At 55.2% G+C, this 15,913-nt stretch carries 18 protein-coding genes and 1 riboswitch; of the genes, 12 read left to right on the forward strand and 6 right to left on the reverse strand.

All coding sequences use genetic code 11. The annotated features are described in order from the left end of the window. The first annotated feature begins 10 nt into the window (after positions 1 to 10). Both envZ and K0H79_RS18305 read left to right on the forward strand, forming a co-directional pair. Entirely contained in the window at positions 11 to 1,327 is a 1,317-nt protein-coding gene (envZ, locus tag K0H79_RS18300; RefSeq protein ID WP_220076783.1) for a two-component system sensor histidine kinase EnvZ, read from the forward strand. Between the two features lie 68 nt (positions 1,328 to 1,395). Continuing rightward, on the forward strand, positions 1,396 to 3,339 hold the full coding sequence (locus K0H79_RS18305; RefSeq protein ID WP_220076784.1) for a methyl-accepting chemotaxis protein: 1,944 nt from the start codon (positions 1,396 to 1,398) through the stop codon (positions 3,337 to 3,339). 30 nt (positions 3,340 to 3,369) lie between these two features. Here the strand turns inward: K0H79_RS18305 and K0H79_RS18310 are convergent, their stop codons facing one another. Together K0H79_RS18310 and K0H79_RS18315 are read right to left on the reverse strand one after the other, a co-directional pair. Beyond that, on the reverse strand, positions 3,370 to 3,843 hold the full coding sequence (locus tag K0H79_RS18310) for a peroxiredoxin (RefSeq protein WP_220076785.1): 474 nt from the start codon (positions 3,841 to 3,843) through the stop codon (positions 3,370 to 3,372). A 135-nt stretch (positions 3,844 to 3,978) separates the two neighbouring features. Beyond that, on the reverse strand, positions 3,979 to 4,224 hold the full coding sequence (locus tag K0H79_RS18315; protein WP_220066064.1) for a hypothetical protein: 246 nt from the start codon (positions 4,222 to 4,224) through the stop codon (positions 3,979 to 3,981). A 326-nt stretch (positions 4,225 to 4,550) separates the two neighbouring features. On the opposite strand from K0H79_RS18315, the gene K0H79_RS18320 reads away from it, so the two are divergent. Beyond that, positions 4,551 to 4,916 (forward strand): nuclear transport factor 2 family protein, encoded by a 366-nt coding sequence (locus tag K0H79_RS18320; protein ID WP_220076786.1) that lies wholly within the window; start codon positions 4,551 to 4,553, stop codon positions 4,914 to 4,916. Then, positions 4,909 to 5,331 carry a GNAT family N-acetyltransferase gene (locus K0H79_RS18325; RefSeq protein ID WP_220076787.1) on the forward strand — a complete coding sequence of 141 codons (423 nt, stop codon included), beginning with the start codon at positions 4,909 to 4,911 and terminating at the stop codon, positions 5,329 to 5,331. The genes K0H79_RS18320 and K0H79_RS18325 overlap by 8 nt, the downstream gene beginning before the upstream one ends. Here K0H79_RS18325 and K0H79_RS18330 read toward each other — a convergent pair. Beyond that, on the reverse strand, positions 5,291 to 5,464 hold the full coding sequence (locus tag K0H79_RS18330; RefSeq protein ID WP_220066067.1) for a hypothetical protein: 174 nt from the start codon (positions 5,462 to 5,464) through the stop codon (positions 5,291 to 5,293). The genes K0H79_RS18325 and K0H79_RS18330 overlap by 41 nt on opposite strands. Before the next feature lie 288 nt (positions 5,465 to 5,752). On the opposite strand from K0H79_RS18330, the gene K0H79_RS18335 reads away from it, so the two are divergent. From K0H79_RS18335 to K0H79_RS18350, 4 genes are all read left to right on the forward strand, one after another. Next, positions 5,753 to 6,313 carry a GNAT family N-acetyltransferase gene (locus K0H79_RS18335; protein ID WP_220076788.1) on the forward strand — a complete coding sequence of 187 codons (561 nt, stop codon included), beginning with the start codon at positions 5,753 to 5,755 and terminating at the stop codon, positions 6,311 to 6,313. A gap of 120 nt (positions 6,314 to 6,433) precedes the next feature. Beyond that, positions 6,434 to 7,312 carry a PfkB family carbohydrate kinase gene (locus tag K0H79_RS18340; RefSeq protein WP_220076789.1) on the forward strand — a complete coding sequence of 293 codons (879 nt, stop codon included), beginning with the start codon at positions 6,434 to 6,436 and terminating at the stop codon, positions 7,310 to 7,312. A 157-nt stretch (positions 7,313 to 7,469) separates the two neighbouring features. Then, the gene (locus K0H79_RS18345; RefSeq protein ID WP_220076790.1) at positions 7,470 to 8,060 is read left to right on the forward strand and encodes a GNAT family N-acetyltransferase; all 591 of its coding nucleotides are present in this window, start codon (positions 7,470 to 7,472) and stop codon (positions 8,058 to 8,060) included. Between the two features lie 36 nt (positions 8,061 to 8,096). Further along, complete coding sequence (locus K0H79_RS18350) at positions 8,097 to 8,786, forward strand: MOSC domain-containing protein (protein WP_220076791.1); 690 nt, start codon at positions 8,097 to 8,099, stop codon at positions 8,784 to 8,786. Between the two features lie 122 nt (positions 8,787 to 8,908). Here K0H79_RS18350 and K0H79_RS18355 read toward each other — a convergent pair whose 3' ends face one another. The 3 genes from K0H79_RS18355 to K0H79_RS18365 all read right to left on the reverse strand — a co-directional run bounded on the left by K0H79_RS18355 (position 8,909) and on the right by K0H79_RS18365 (position 13,256). Beyond that, entirely contained in the window at positions 8,909 to 9,286 is a 378-nt protein-coding gene (locus K0H79_RS18355; RefSeq protein ID WP_011761627.1) for a hypothetical protein, read from the reverse strand. Positions 9,287 to 9,413: 127 nt separating this feature from the next. Further along, on the reverse strand, positions 9,414 to 11,324 hold the full coding sequence (locus K0H79_RS18360) for a methyl-accepting chemotaxis protein (RefSeq protein WP_220076792.1): 1,911 nt from the start codon (positions 11,322 to 11,324) through the stop codon (positions 9,414 to 9,416). Positions 11,325 to 11,603: 279 nt separating this feature from the next. Then, on the reverse strand, positions 11,604 to 13,256 hold the full coding sequence (locus tag K0H79_RS18365; RefSeq protein WP_220076793.1) for an electron transfer flavoprotein-ubiquinone oxidoreductase: 1,653 nt from the start codon (positions 13,254 to 13,256) through the stop codon (positions 11,604 to 11,606). Between the two features lie 235 nt (positions 13,257 to 13,491). Next, a riboswitch (molybdenum cofactor riboswitch) is annotated at positions 13,492 to 13,626 on the forward strand. Between K0H79_RS18365 and moaA the strand changes: the two genes are divergently transcribed. The 4 genes from moaA (at position 13,614) to moaD (ending at position 15,912) form a co-directional block, all read left to right on the forward strand. Next, entirely contained in the window at positions 13,614 to 14,594 is a 981-nt protein-coding gene (gene moaA / locus K0H79_RS18370; RefSeq protein WP_220066074.1) for a GTP 3',8-cyclase MoaA, read from the forward strand. It overlaps the preceding riboswitch by 13 nt. A 54-nt stretch (positions 14,595 to 14,648) precedes the next feature. Further along, entirely contained in the window at positions 14,649 to 15,185 is a 537-nt protein-coding gene (moaB, locus tag K0H79_RS18375) for a molybdenum cofactor biosynthesis protein B (RefSeq protein WP_220076794.1), read from the forward strand. Continuing rightward, positions 15,179 to 15,655: a cyclic pyranopterin monophosphate synthase MoaC gene (gene moaC, locus K0H79_RS18380; protein ID WP_203327269.1), complete on the forward strand. Its 477-nt coding sequence runs from the start codon at positions 15,179 to 15,181 to the stop codon at positions 15,653 to 15,655. The genes moaB and moaC overlap by 7 nt, the downstream gene beginning before the upstream one ends. Positions 15,656 to 15,660: 5 nt before the next feature. After that, entirely contained in the window at positions 15,661 to 15,912 is a 252-nt protein-coding gene (moaD, locus tag K0H79_RS18385; protein ID WP_220076795.1) for a molybdopterin synthase sulfur carrier subunit, read from the forward strand. The last annotated feature ends 1 nt before the right edge of the window (position 15,913 follow it).

The raw sequence follows: 15,913 nt of genomic DNA on the forward strand, positions 1-15,913 counted from the left end.
GAGCCGGATCATGAAACTTCGCTGGTGGCAGCGCTTGCTGCCCCGCAGCGCCTTCAGTCAAACCGTGATGCTGATAGGCTGTTTACTGTTGATTAATCAGCTGTTTTCCTATGTGTCTGTGGCGCTTTACGTCATCAAACCCAGCTATCAGCAAATCAACCAGCTCATTGCCAGGCAAATCAATTTTCTGTTTACCGAAGAGGCGGTCATTGGCCGCGAATACCTGAGTCTGGTGGATGCCCTCAATGCCAAGGTCGGCGATGGCAGCATGCACGTTTTCAACCAAAAGCAGGCCAAGGAAGCTGGAATAGACAACGCCACCTATTACGGGTTGCTGTCGAATCAGATGTCAGAATACCTCGGCGGCAATGCCGAAGTCCGCATCACCCAGGGCGAGACAGTGCAAATTTGGATCCGCCCGCCACAGGCACCCAGTGTTTGGATACGGGTACCCCTGTCGAGTTTCAACGAACTGGAAATGTCGCTGCTGACCCTGTACCTGATGGTCATTGGCGCGCTCAGTGTGGCCGGTGGCTGGCTGTTTGCCCGCCGCCAGAGCAAGCCCCTCAAGGCACTGCAGAAGGCAGCCATCAATGTGTCGCGGGGAGAATACCCCGAAGCCATTCCCCCTGCCGGCTCCAGCGAAATTGTGGAAGTGACCCACGCCTTTAACCAGATGGCTCACAGCATGCGGATGCTGGAGCAGGACAGGGCACTGATGATGGCGGGTATCTCCCACGATCTGCGCACTCCCCTCACCCGCATTCGTCTGGCCTCGGAAATGATGGTAGATGAGGATGCCTACCTCAGAGACGGCATCATCGCCGACATCGATGATATGAACGCCATCATCAATCAATTCATCGCCTATATACGCCAGGATCAGGAAGCAGTATGGGAGAAAGCCGATATCAATCAGTTGGTAAGCGAGTATGCCCAGGCCGAGTCCAAACGTGATGGGGTAATTGAACTGGCACTCGGCCCCTGTCAGACGATCCCGGTGCAGGTTATCGCCATCAAACGGGTACTGGGTAACCTGGTGGAAAACGCCTTCCGCTACGGTCGGGGCTGGATACGCATCTCGACCCGAATGGAAAAGTCGGCCTTGGTACTGACAGTGGAAGACAACGGTCCCGGCATTCCTGTTGATCAAATCCCCAAACTCTTTCAACCCTTTACCCAGGGCGACATGGCCCGGGGCAGCCTGGGATCCGGTCTGGGGCTGGCCATTATCAAGCGAATCGTGGACAGGCATCAGGGCAAGGTGAAACTCAGCAACCGGGTTGAAGGCGGTCTGAAAGCCGAGGTATTTTTACCGCTGGAATAAGTCAGCTTCATAAAATTGTCATCCAACCGTCATAAGCTGATGAAAATCGGCCTTAAACGTGAATCCGGATGAAAATCTCGACCCTGTCTCTGGGCGCATCTGCCCTGCTGTTGGTACTGGCAAGCCTGATGGCCGCCACCCTGTTGTGGACCAGCAATCAGCGTCAGCAACTGGAATTTCAAACCAGCGAACTCAATCGACTGCAGCAGCACTTTGTAATTGATGTCAGGCGCTTACTGGAATCATACCTCACCAGTGGCGATGCCAGCCGTTTGGAGGCCGCCCGCAATCAATTGGCCGACATGAGCACATCGCTGGCAGTATTGGAGCCCTCCCAGGCCGAATCGCTGGCAAGCCGACTCGACACCTTTGGCAGTGAGCTCGATGGCAAATACCGCGCAGCCGGCAAGCTGGCCGGTAATCCACGCCAGTTGTTGTCCCACGCCGAGACGGAGCTGCTCGACTTTAACCGCCTGTTGGCCGCCTATGCCCGTGAAGGCCTGGAAACTTCGCCCGACAAGGCGAGCCAACTCCTTGCACTCACTGCCGAACTGCCACCACTGGTTTATGGATTATCTCAGCAAACCCACGGCTATCTTATTGACAAAGATACTCGCCTGAAGGGCATTCTGGATTCGAGTCTGGACAGCCTCGAGCAATGGCGCGCCGCGCTCACCAACGCCCCCTTGCTTGGTCTGCTGGAGACCATAGATGAAGATGCCCTGATGCCCGGCGAAGAACCTCCACCGGCACAGGACAGGGCCGAAAGCCTGATAGCCGAACTCGACAGTCTCAGCGGACGCTACCGCCGTGAAATCGACAATACCCACAAGCTGCTGACCGACAACCAACAAACCCAGGCAGCACTGCGATCTGCCATCGCCGATACCGAAAGCCTGCTGCTCGCCATGGTTGACGAGCAGCACCTACGCAGCCAACACCTCAAGCAACAAATGCAGCTTATTCTCTATGCCATGGCAGCGGCGCTGGCTATCTATGCGTTCTTCTATCTGGTGATACAACAAAAAAGGGTGGTCAAGCCGCTAAAACGGCTCAATCAGGCCTTTATGCAACTCACTGAAACCGGCCAGCGTCAGCAACTGGATGTCCGCAGCCGCTGTGAAACTGGCCAGATAGCTGGCCACTTTAACCGCTTGCTGCAGCGCTTCGAGGTGGAAGACGAGGCCCAGCGACACAGGATCAGCGGAATTTCTGCCACCCTCGACCAGCTCAGACGCCAAATCGCCGACATGGCCAACAGTGCCGAGGCCACGGGTGAGATTGTCACCCAGGCGCGGGAACGCACGGAAGAGTTAAAAATGCTGGCCAGTGAAGTCAGCGACAACTCCACCCGCGTGGCCAGCGACGCCAACACCACGGTGGAACGCATGACGCAAAGTCAGGCAGGTGCGGAAGAAATGCTGAGCGCCATCAAGGAAACCCGTGGCGCCGTTGAGGACTGTAATAGCTCGCTGCTGAGCCTGAATGGTTCCGTGAGTAAGGTCGCGGGCATCATAGACGTGATTGGAAATATCGCAGAACAAACCAACCTGCTGGCCCTCAACGCCGCCATCGAGGCTGCCAGAGCTGGAGAACAGGGACGCGGTTTTGCCGTGGTGGCCGATGAGGTACGCAGCCTGTCTCAGCGCACGCAGGTTTCGCTCAAGGAAATCCAGAATATTCTGGGTGAACTCAAGGGCGCCAGCGATCAATTGGCACTGAGGGTGGATGGCATAGACTCAGCCACGGGCACCCAGCAACAAAAAGCCAGCCAGCTGTGGGAAGCGGCCGAGGCCGTGCGTGAACATGCAGGAGTGATGGCGGGCACCGCCGAAGAGGGGCTGAGCAATGCCAGAGCCCAAATGCGCTGCCTGGAAGCCTTTAACGATGCCATGACGGCGCTGTTGACCCAATCCAGTCAGGCTGTCAATGAGAGCCAGGCCATCGCCGCCGAAGTTGCCACTCAGGTTTCCGCCATCGAAGACGCCCTGAGTGGCAATGCACAGGCTTAATAAAGACCCGGCTTAGCCGGGTCTGCAATCTCAGAGCGCCGCCAACACGACTTCGGCCTTGCTCACCTCGAAGGCTTTGGGCGCTTCAACGTTCAGCAGGGTTACCACGCCATTATCTACCACCATGGCGTAGCGCTGTGAACGTACGCCGCCGAATGCCCCAGTGTCCATGGTCAGGCCCAATGCCTGGGTAAACTGACCATCGCCGTCGGCCAGCATCTTAATCTCAGCGGCATTCTGGGCATCACCCCAGGCCTTCATTACAAAGGCATCGTTCACGGAAATGCAGGCGATAAAGTCGACACCCTTGGCCTTTATCTCGTCGGCCAGCACCACGTAACCGGGCAGGTGAGCCGCAGAGCAGGTAGGGGTGAAAGCGCCGGGAACGGCAAATACTACGGCTTTTTTGCCGGCAAACAGGCTTTGTACATCATGGTTCACCATGCCATCGGCGGTGAGCTCGGCCAGTTGGCCCGCAGGCAGAGATTGACCTGTAGTGATCATAATAAGCTCCAGAGAGGGATTGTTTTCGTCATGCTACTCCCTTTAAGGCATGACAAACACCGAGAAAAAGCAGGGGCAAAAAACACAAACGGCACCCTGGGGTGCCGTTTGTTACTGAGTTGACCTGCAGGGTCATTATTCTCCCTGTTCAGGAGACTTGTTCCCGGCCTGATTACAGGCATAGGGGTCAACACATGTTGCCGTTTCTGGCTCGCTGCGATAAGCCGACAAGCTCTTGGCATCACCCACCTGCTGGGCAACAGCCTGGCGAAGCAGAGGCTGCATGCCTTCAAGGTTAGTGTCCTGCAGTGTGCCGTTGATATCCTGATAAGTAAGCCAGGCGGCATACGCGAGAATGGCATAGCAAATCTGCCGTTTCATGACAATATCCTTCAATTATTCCGATCTGTTACTCAGGAATAGATTCAGCTCTATTCACGGCGAATTTTGTTCAAAAAAATCAGTACTTTCAATAGCAGTTTTTTTGACCAGTCAAAAATATGACGAAATAAATTGCGCGCAATATATTAATGGCTTCTTATACAACCAGTTACAAAATCAGATACGTTAAAGCGCACAAAAAATTTTTTTATATTTTTTTTCAGGCATGCTATTCCTGTTGGTTGTTAAAGCAGCACTAACGCCCATAGCAAGCGGGATAGCGCCATAGTAGCGACGGCTTATTTACTCAGAAAAAAGGAAACAAGATGACACCGGAGCAATTGGTGCAAGGGCAGCTGGACGCCTATAACGCCCATGACCTGGACGCCTTTTTACGCTTTTTCAGTGACAAGGTGGCCGTTATCCGTCCACCCGCGTCCAAGCCTGTATTGCAGGGTAAGGCCGAATTTGCTGAGTTTTATCGAAAAGAGCGCTTTTGTGTACCCACACTCCATGCCGAAGTCAGCAATCGCATGGTGCTGGGAAATAAAGTGATAGACCATGAGCACATCACAGGGTTAGGCCCCGATGCGTTTGAAGTGGCCGTGGTGTATGAAATTCGAGACGGTCTTATCCAAACCCTGTGGAGCTTTGGCGCAGACAAAATTCAGGGAATCCCTAGCAATGACTGATTTCAGGGTTACCAGCGCACTGTCTGACATGAACATGTCCGTCATCCACGGTGTTTTGCAACATTCCTATTGGGCAAAAGGGATCCCGGAAGCCACATTACGCCGCGCCCTTGAAAACAGTCTCTGTTTCGGGCTCTTCTGCGGAAACGACCAAATCGGCTTTGCGCGTATGATCACCGATAAGGCGACCTTCGCGTATCTGGCCGATGTCTTTGTGCTGGAAAGCCACCGCGGACAAGGTGGCTCCAAAGTACTGATGCAGGCCGTAATGGCGCACCCGGAACTCGCCGGGTTAAGACGTATGATGCTGGCCACCAGCGATGCCCATGGTCTGTATCGTCAGTTTGGTTTTACCGACCTGGGCAACACGGGGATCATGATGGAGATACACCGCCCGAACGTATACCAGCCCTGATACGCTCAACTTCATGGCGGATTTCGGCCACGTATTTGTCGTCGTAGTCCAAACGTTCAAATTCTTCGAGGCAGGCCAGGTACATCTCCAGCCTGCGCTCTGCGGTCAATGTCGGTAAAAAAAGAAAATCCATTTTCTACATCACATCCATGTGATCACTCGGCATAGGTTGAAGTCTGCAGTTTAGAGCAAAATCTCCACTTTCAGTGGATCCGCTCGCTTTGGCAGCGAGAGGCACCGGCTTAGCAAAGCCATAACTTACAATGTGTTAGCCAAATAACGTCAGCGGTCCCCTTACCCGGGTGGCAAATATCGCACAGTAATTGGCGCAGGGGCTTACGCCGAGAGAGGCTTCACACTACAACGCATTGATTTTAATAAAATTACAATATACCGACCGGTTAAAAGCCAAGGACATCCCATGCTCACAGCCCCCCAACTTAAGACGACGCGCCTGGCACTGCGCCCACTGTCCCAACAAGACCTGCCTGCGTTCACCCTCTACCGCCAACAGCCGGAGGTAGCCCGCTATCAAGGCTGGTCAGATTACGACATGGGCAAGGCAGAAGCCCTGCTGAACGCACAGCTGGGCGGTACATTCGGCGCAGCCGATTCCTGGTTTCAGATGGCCATTGTCGACAAAGACACCGATGCGCTACTGGGCGACCTGGCGCTGCATTTTATCGACGAGAACCAGCTGGAAATAGGTTTTACCCTGGCTCCCCAACATCAGGGCCAAGGCCTGGCAAAGGAAGCCCTCACCTGCCTGCTGGATTGGTATCTGCTGCAAAGTGCGGGGCACAGGGTGACGGCAATCTGTGATACAGAGAACCTGGCCAGCTGGCGACTACTGCAAGCCCTGGGCTTCAGGCGAGAAGCCCACTGGGTGGAGAATATCTTCTTTAAAGGGGCCTGGGGCTCAGAGTATCAATATGCCCTGCTCGCCCGGGAGTGGCGCTCCCGGCCTGTTGGCATCCTCTGAGGCCAAAGCGCGACCCAGATCAGGAAACGGTACGCCAATCCGCCGAGTCATTCACGCCCCGCTTTGCAGCCCAGCCAAGGACGGTTACCATCAATGCAAGACAGTTTCCGGAACCTTGCCATGGCCAATGTTTTACTGGTAGCCAACCTCAATTGTGACCGCATCTTGTTGCTGGACAAACCCCTGACCAGCGGCGGGCGCTTTCATTACCATGATGGCGGTCAACGCCTGGGAGGCGGTGGCGCCAATACCGGTCTCGGATTGGTATGGGCCGGACACAGGGTCGCCCTGGTCAGTCAGGTCGGCAGAGATAAGGTGGGAGACTGGCTGCTCGCCGAAACCAGCACTGCGGGTATCGATTGCCACCTCATTTCGCGCCGCCCCGGCAATACCTGTGAGATGTTGCTGATGATGACTCCCAATGGTGACCGCACCATCATACGCCCCCAGAGACCCGTCTTCGAGTTGCCGGCGCCGCCCCGTTGGCAGCGCTGGGATGTACTCTATATCAACTCGTCCGCCGAAGGCGCCGTCAGCTGGGCCAAAACGGCGCTGGAACATTGCCTGGTGGTTGGGCAACTGGCCAAGGACGAGCGCCAGCGTCCCTGTCATATCCTCATCACCTCGGCATCGGATCTCGCCGGCAGGGCCTCTGGCGACCTGTGGCAATACGCCAAAGGCATTGCCGGTGACAGCCTGCAGCATTTTATCGTGACCGATGGCGCCAAAGGAGCCCGTGCCTACAGCGAAGCCGGAACCCTGCATGTACCGGCCAGGCCCGCGAACGTGGTGGATACCACGGGGGCGGGTGATGTGTATGCCGCGGGGCTTATTCATGGTTTGGTGTCGGCTCTTACCCTGCAACAGGCCATGGAAGAAGCCGCCATTTGGGCAGCGATTGCTGTGGAAAGTGAAAGCTCTACCCCCGGAGAAGCACTTAAAGATCATCTGGCGGAAAAAGAGGCAGAATGTCATACAACTGCAACCAAGGCGCCCTAGTATAAGCCCCGTGAGATGCATGATTTTGGGTTTGCGCTCCTGAACTTCCCATTTGTCAGTTGTTTGCTCGTTATGTCGCCCCGTCCCCCGAACGGGGCTTTTTTTTGCGCAAAGTTTGGCCTCTGTCCCAGTGGTGTTTTAGGATTTCCAAAACAGCATGCTCAAGCCTGCCGCCGACACTGAGGAACCCATGCCCTCCGAACTCTGCCTTGCCCTGACCCCAAGATTGGGACTACGCCGCTTCACAGTGGACGATGCGACGGATTTTTACACCCTGAACCGGGATGCAGAAGTACTCAAATACACCGGGGACTTACCCTTTGAGAGCCCAACAGCGGCCCGGGACTTTATCCTGGGGTACCAACATTACCACGACCATGGATTTGGCCGTTGGGCCATTCAGCTTCACTCGGGTGAGTTCATCGGTTTCTGTGGTTTGAAGCGACATGGGGACGCCAGTGTCGACCTGGGTTTCAGATTAATGCGCCCCTTTTGGGGCCAGGGCCTGGCCGCCGAAGCGGCCAGAGCCGCCATGGTGCTGGCCATCGATAAGTACGGCCTGACTGAGCTGATAGCCCGTGCCATGGCGGGTAACGGCGCCAGCATCGCCCTGCTGGGCAGACTCGGCTTCACCCCAAAAGCCGGATTGGATACCCCACCCTGGCTGGGCTTTACCGCCAATCTGAACCGGGGAGCCCTGGTGGATGACTTGGCGCTGTGGCGCACCGCTGTTACTCTGTCGCCCTAGTCAGGGATTAGGTTAACAGCACAGGGGAGCGCCTCATTGTCCGCTACATTCATCACTAAATCAGCCCTCTATCGCGGTACAGACAGCAGTCAACTCGGCCAGGTATCCAGCGGTATCGCACACAAACAGCGCGCAGCAGTACTGCAAGTCACAGCACAGGGCATTGTGGGCGATGCCCAGGTGGATACCCGGCACCATGGCGGACCTGACAGGGCGGTGCATCATTTTCCCCGGGAACATTACGGCGAGTATCGCCGACGGGATATGTTCCGGGGTTTTGTGGATGCCCCGGCAATGGGTGAGAACATCAGTACCGTTGGCCTGACGGAAGAAACACTGCACATTGGTGACATTCTCAGCTTTGGCAGCACAGTACTGCAGGTGACTCAGCCACGCTCTCCCTGTTTTAAGCTGGATTTACGCTTCGCCTACCCCGGCTTTGCGCTGGTGATGCAAACGCTGGGTAAAAGTGGCTGGTTTTACCGTGTGCTGACGCCCGGTGAAATCACTGAAACCGATACTCTGCAGCTGAAAGAACGCCTGTCTGACATCAGTGTGGCAGATGCCATGCAGTGTTATTTTGCGGCTGAGTTTCACGAAACGGGTTATCGGCGATTGCTGGCATGCCCGGGCCTAGCCCAAAGCTGGCGCAACAGCCTGGAAAAGCGCCTTGCCAGTGGCAAAATTGAAGACTGGCGCCCGCGCTTGATGGGCCAAGGGCAATAACACTGGCCCAGATTAAACAAACAAGCTACAGGCCTATGCCCGTATTCTCGGCAGGCTTTAACACTGTCTTTCAAAACAAAAAGCCCGGCAAAGCCGGGCTTATTTACATCCAGATGGGGGCATTAATCCACATACGTGGTGTCCCAGTCGCCATAGTTGGCATCACCGGCATAAATGGTCAGCGGCAGATCGCCAAACACACCACGGATGCTCTCGGCTACCGTGTTAGCCACCTCGGCCACACTGCCCTGACCGGAGAAGAAACTCACAGACACATGGTAGCGGTCGTTGTAATAGGCAATCAGCAGATCCCAACCGTTTTCGATTTCCTGATTGGCCAGGGCTTCATCCAGCGCTTCGAACTTGTCTTCATCAGCCTGAAAGCGAAATTCGATACAGGTTTCAGCCCAGGGACCCAGCGCCAGCTTCTTCAGGTGACGAGCCTTGTGGTGGGATTTAACTTGTGGCCTTTCCAGCTCCGGGACGGCGATTACTGACATGGTATTTCCTCTGATTTAGTGCCGCGACAGGGCACCGATAATTGCAGTAGACCCGGGCAGGTTACGCCACTCTGGCCCGGGTCGCAAGCGCTTGTGTCCGGCGCTGCGAGCCCGGCCCAGCGATGATTTACACCTTAAAGCGAGCCACCAACTGATCGAGGCGAGTGGCAAGGGCATTGAGATCTTTACTGGCTCGGGCAGCTGCCTGAGCCGTTGCTGCGGTGCGCTGGGTGATGTCGTTAATCTCAGTCACATTGCGGTTGATATCTTCCACTACGGTCGATTGCTCTTCGGTTGCGGCAGCCACCTGAATATTCATGTCGCTGATAAGTCCAATCTGATCGGAAATGCCACTCAGGGTATTGCTGGCTTCATCAACCGCCGACACCCCTTCCTGGGAGCGGCTGCGGCTCTGGGACATGGCATTGACCGCCCTGGCCGATTCGGATTGCAGCTTATCTATCATTACCTGCACCTCATCGGTGGAGGCCGCAGTGCGGGATGCCAGATTACGCACCTCGTCGGCCACAACGGCAAATCCACGGCCGGCTTCCCCGGCGCGGGCAGCCTCGATGGCGGCATTGAGCGCCAGCAGGTTGGTTTGTTCTGAAATCGCGCGGATCACGTCCAGAATACTGCCGATGGACTTGGTGTGGGTGGCCAGGGACTCAATCACCTCACCCACCTGAGACACATCTTTGGAAAGCTGATTGATGGTATCCCGCGCCTGGGTCACCACCTTCTGACCCGAGCCAGAAGCCCGATCGGCGTCCTTGGCGGCTTCGGCAGCCTGGGCTGCGTTGGCGGCAATCTCGTTCACTGTGGCGCCCATCTCGTTGATGGCGGTCACCACCTGCATGGTGCGGTCTTTCTGATCCTGGCTGTCTTCCAATGTTTGCTGTGCCTGGCGTGACACATCAATGGCCGACTTGCCAAGCTGCTCGCTGGTTTGGGCCACTTCAATCACAGAGTCCTGGATTTTGCTGATAAAGCTGTTAAAGCCGCTGGCAAGTTGCGCCAATTCATCTTCACCCTGCACCGGCAAACGCTGGCGTAAGTCCCCTTCACCCTCACCTATATCACGGAACATACGTGCAACGGCGGCGATAGGCTTACTGACACTGGAAGCGACAAAACCAGACAACACCACAAAAGCGAGTGCAATCAACAAAGTAGAAAATAAAATTTTCAGCGCGGCGTCATCCAGCAGGGCGAACACTTCAGCCTCTGGCACCTGAGCGACCAAGTACCAATCGATGGAGGGCAAATAGCTACTGGCCACCATCATGGGCTGACCGTCCACTTCCACCTCCATGTAGTTGAAATCGGCCCTGGACAACAAGCTGCCGCTTTTACCATACAAGGAGTTGAGCGTGGCCTTACGAATTTTGCTGGGATCTGAGTGCAGTTGCACTTCACCCTTGGCATCGACCAGATAGACAAAGCCGGATTCTTCCAGCTTAAAAGACTTGAGCCGCTGCACCATGGCATCCAGCGACTTGGCCAGTCCCGCAAGGCCGCGACCATTGAGCTGCTGATAGTTGATAAACAGCTTCACTTCACCGTTGGCTTCGGTAAACACATTCAGGCTTTGCTGCACACCGCTGCTGCGATAATCGAAAAACCAGCCGTCCTGTTCCGGGGTCAGTACCCGCAAGAAGCCACCCTGGGTGTAGTAAGCACCGGTTTCGCGGTCGGCATAGGAAGCCTGTGCCAGCTGGTACTGACTGGCCACATCCTGCAACTGGGCAACCACTCTGGACTCGTCTTCTGCAGGACGGTCCTGCTCAAGCCATTTGCCTAACATGCGGCTATCAGCCAGCTGCTTTGCAGCGTTTAGCAGGCTTACCATGTCTTTTTCAAGCTCGTTGCGAATACTCAGCATTTTGGCCGGCATTTCCGAGCCCAGCATCCGCTGCTCTACCACGTCTCTGGCGCTGTGCTGCCCCAATAGCCCCACCGCGACGGTGGAAAGGATCACCGCCAGCGAGACAGTAAGCAAAATCTTTTGTTTGATGGTAAGCATGTTTAAGTTCATTGCCTTATTCTTCCTGAAGCTGAGGAAATAGGGATAAGTACTCACTATGCAGTATTGACCCTAATAAGCGTTTTTTCCGCTTGGCTCAGAAATAATGCATAAAAAGTAATAACGCCGCCCATTGCGGTGACAAGGGGGCTAACAGTGGGCACTGAAGAAAAAATGAACTTATGATTTTTAGGCGGCGAATTATGGCGAAAGATTGGGCAATTCGCAATTGCCTGATATAAAAAAGCCGGAGAATTTCTTCTCCGGCCAATGAGTTGTTTACAACCACCCTTACATGTTGGGATAGTTGGGGCCACCGGCGCCTTCTGGGGTTACCCAGGTAATATTCTGGCTGGGGTCCTTGATGTCACAGGTCTTGCAGTGGATACAATTCTGACCATTGATGACAAACTTCTTTTCACCCGCTTCTTCGACCACTTCATACACACCGGCTGGACAGTATCGCTGCGCTGGCTCATCAAACTTTGGCAGGTTAACTGCCAGCGGTATGGTGGCATCCTTGAGGCGCAGATGGCAGGGCTGGTCTTCCTCATGGAAGGTGTTGGACAAATAAACAGAAGAAAGCTTGTCGAAGCTCAGTTTACCGTCGGCCTTGGGATAATCGATTTTGGGGAAATCGCTCGCCAGACCCATTTGGGCGTAGTCTGCTTTGTTGTCACGCAGCGTAATGGGTAGCTTGCCGCCGAAAATATTCTGGTCGATAAAGTTGAAAGCACCGCCCAGGAAGGTACCGAACTTGTGCATGGCCGGACCAAAGTTACGGGAGCGGTGCAGCTCGTCACCGAGCCAGCTCTGCTCAAAGCGCTCCTGGAAGCAATCCAGATCCTTACCCCCTTCAACCCCAACAAACAGGGCTTCGGCCAGGGTTTCAGCCGCCACTATGCCACTCTTCATGGCGGTATGAGTGCCTTTAATCTTGGCAAAGTTCAGGGTGCCGGCATCACAGCCAATCAGTAAACCACCGGGGAAACTCATCTTGGGCAGAGAGTTCAGCCCCCCCTTGGTAATGGCTCGGGCACCGTAAGAGATGCGCTCGCCGCCTTCCAGATACTGGGCAATCACAGGATGGGTCTTGTAACGCTGGAACTCATCGAAGGGGCTCAGATGCGGATTCTGGTAATTCAGGTCGATAATGAGGCCAACCACCACTTGGTTATCTTCCATATGATAGAGGAAGCCACCACCGGATGACTTGGACTCGGTCAAGGGCCAGCCACCTGTGTGCACCACCAGCCCGGGCGTGTGCTTGCCTTCGGGTACTTTCCACAGCTCTTTGAAACCCAAACCGTAATGCTGCGGGGTCTTGCCGTTGTCCAGGTGGAACTTTTCAATCAACTGCTTACCGAGGTGGCCACGACAGCCCTCCGCAAACACTGTGTATTTGGCGTGCAGCTCCATGCCGGGCATAAAGCTGTCTTTGGCCTCGCCATTGGCGCCGATGCCCATATCACCGATAAGTATGCCTTTAACACTGCCATCGTCATTGAACAGGAGCTCACTGGCGGCAAAGCCCGGGAAGATTTCCACGCCAAGCTCTTCGGCGCGACCGCCGAGCCAGCGCACCAGGTTACCCACACTGATGATGTAGTTGCCTTCGTTGTGCATGGTTTTGGGCACTATGGCATTGGGCATCAGTTTGCCGTCATGGGGGGACTTGAGCAGATGGATTTCATCATGGGTCACGGCGGTATTGAGCGGAGCGCCCGTTTCACGCCAATCGGGGAACAGCTCATCCAGCACGTTGGGCTCAAACACGGCGCCCGATAAAATGTGCGCGCCGACTTCAGATCCTTTTTCGACCACGCAAACGGTCAGTTCCTTTTCTGCATCACGGCTAATCTGCATTAAGCGGCAGGCTGTCGCCAATCCGGCAGGACCTGCACCCACGATAACAACATCGAACTCCATGAATTCGCGTTCCATCTTTCACCTCATTCCTGTACTTGTGCCCCCGATGTAAACGGGTGTTTTATATTCTGTAACTCAACCACCTTACCCGAAATCCACTCGCAGGCACAGTAGATAGCTGGTTGGGGCAGTGCAAACCACCATAATATTCCGAGTGAGCGGCGTCACAATTTGTTCACGGCAGCATGATCCAGACCAATAAATACACGTTTAGAGGTATGGTTCGGTCATGCTTTAGGCCTATAATCCCTCAATGACGGTTCTCCGAGCTCCTGCACCTAAGTCAATGGATATGGTGTTTGAGCCGTGGCGCGGTGCCACCGGGGTGGGGTGCAGAAATGGCTTCACCTCCCGATACTTGGAAAGGTGATCATGTCTCAACTTCAAGACAGCTTTGGTCGTAAGTTTCACTATTTGCGGATGTCGGTTACCGACGTTTGTAACTTCAAATGCAGCTATTGTCTGCCCGACGGCTACCACCCTGATGGTAGGCCGAGTTTTCTGACCCTCAGTGAAATCGAAAATCTGATTGCCGCCTTTGCCAAGGCCGGTACCCGCAAGGTGCGTATCACCGGCGGAGAGCCGACCCTGCGCAAGGACTTTACCGATATCATCCGGGTCATCGCAGACAACCAGGCCATCAATACCCTGGCCACCACCACCAACGGTTACCGCCTGGAGCAACATGCCAAAGAGTGGTTTGATGCGGGATTGCGCCGTATCAATGTGTCGGTGGACAGTCTCGACCCCAGAATGTTTTACCAGATTACCGGTGAAAACAAATTCGATACCGTGATGAGGGGCATAGATGCCGCCCTGAATGCCGGATTCGAGCGGGTCAAGATTAACGCCGTGCTGCTTAAGGGCCTCAACGATAAAGACTTGCCCCGCTTCCTGCACTGGATCAAAAACACCCCCATCGATTTGCGTTTTATCGAGCTGATGGAAACCGGCCTTGGTCGCGACTATTTCCAGGCACACCATCTGCCCGGCAGCCAAATCAAGCAACAGCTGCTTGCCGATGGCTGGCAGCTGGACGAACGCGGCGCCGAAGATGGTCCTGCACAAAACTTCAGCCACAGCGACTATCGGGGCCGCATCGGGCTTATCATGCCCTATGAGAATAACTTCTGCGCCAGCTGTAACCGGCTGCGGGTGTCCGCCAAGGGCAAGCTGCATCTTTGCCTCTTCACCGAGCAGGGACTGGATCTTCGGGATCTGTTGCAAAGCCCAGAGCAACAACCGGCGTTGCTGGCGCGGCTCGAAGACCAGCTCAGGCTCAAAAAAGAGACCCACTTCCTGCATCAGGGCATTACCGGCGTGACCCAGCATCTGGCGTCCATTGGCGGCTGATTTCAGCCGCTGCCCCTGATCTGTTTCAGTTCACCCAGTGCCGAAGGAGACACCATGGGACACTGCCTCGAAACCGAATTCAAACCCCTGAATATTGCTGTGCTGACGCTGTCAGATACCCGGGATGAGTCCAACGATACCTCGGGCGCCTTCCTTGCCGATGCCGTTACCGGGGCGGGTCACAGGCTCGTTGCCCGGCGCATTATCAAGGATGACAAATACCTCATTCGCGCCCAAATCTCCGCCTGGATTGCCGACCCTGAGGTGCAGGTAATTATCAGCACCGGCGGTACCGGCTTCTCGGGCCGTGACAATACGCCGGATGCCGTGATGCCTCTGTTTGACAAGGCCATTGAGGGTTTCGGTGAGCTGTTCCGCTACCTGAGTTTCCAGGAGCTTGGCACGTCCACTGTGCAATCCCGTGCCCTTGGCGGCGTCGCCAACGGTACCGCCATTTTTTGCCTGCCCGGCTCCACCGGTGCCTGTCGCACCGCCTGGCGTGGCATACTCAGTGAACAACTGGATGCCCGCCATCGCCCCTGTAATTTTGTTGCCCATCTTAAACCCGCCAAGGAGTTGCCATCATCATGAGTGCTTTTACCCATTTGAGTGACAAGGGCACAGCCCATATGGTGGACGTCACGGATAAAACCGTGACCGAGCGCGAGGCCCGCGCCGAAGCCTACATAGAGATGGCCCCCGCCACACTGGCGATGATCCTCGAAGGCAAACATCACAAGGGTGACGTATTCGCTACCGCCCGCATCGCCGGTATCATGGCAGCCAAGAAAACCTCCGATCTGATTCCCCTCTGTCACCCGCTTGCGCTGACCAAAGTGGAAGTGGAACTGGAGCCGGAGCCGGAACAGAGCCGGGTCAGAATAACCAGTTTGTGCAAGCTGTCAGGAAAAACCGGAGTGGAAATGGAAGCCCTGACTGCCGCCTCCGTGGCCGCGCTGACCATTTACGACATGTGCAAAGCAGTCCAGAAGGACATGGTGATCTCTCAGGTACGTCTTTTGGAAAAACGTGGCGGAAAATCCGGCCACTTCAAGGTGTAACTCATATGATAAATGTGCTTTTTTTTGCTCAGGTACGTGAGCTCTTGGGTGAATCCTCTCTGACACTCGATGCCGGTGACGGCACGGCAACCGCCGATGCACTGCGCCAAACCCTGGCAAATCGCAGCGACAAATGGGCCAAGGTATTGGCCTCTGACAAGCTGCTGGTAGCGGTGAACCAAACCCTGTGCCACTGGCACACGCCCATCAAGGATGGCGACGAAGTGGCCTTTTTCCCGCCGGTCACCGGAGGTTGAT

It is taken from the genome of Shewanella sp. FJAT-52076, assembly GCF_019457455.1.
In the GTDB taxonomy this organism is placed as follows: Bacteria; Pseudomonadota; Gammaproteobacteria; order Enterobacterales; family Shewanellaceae; genus Shewanella; species Shewanella zhangzhouensis.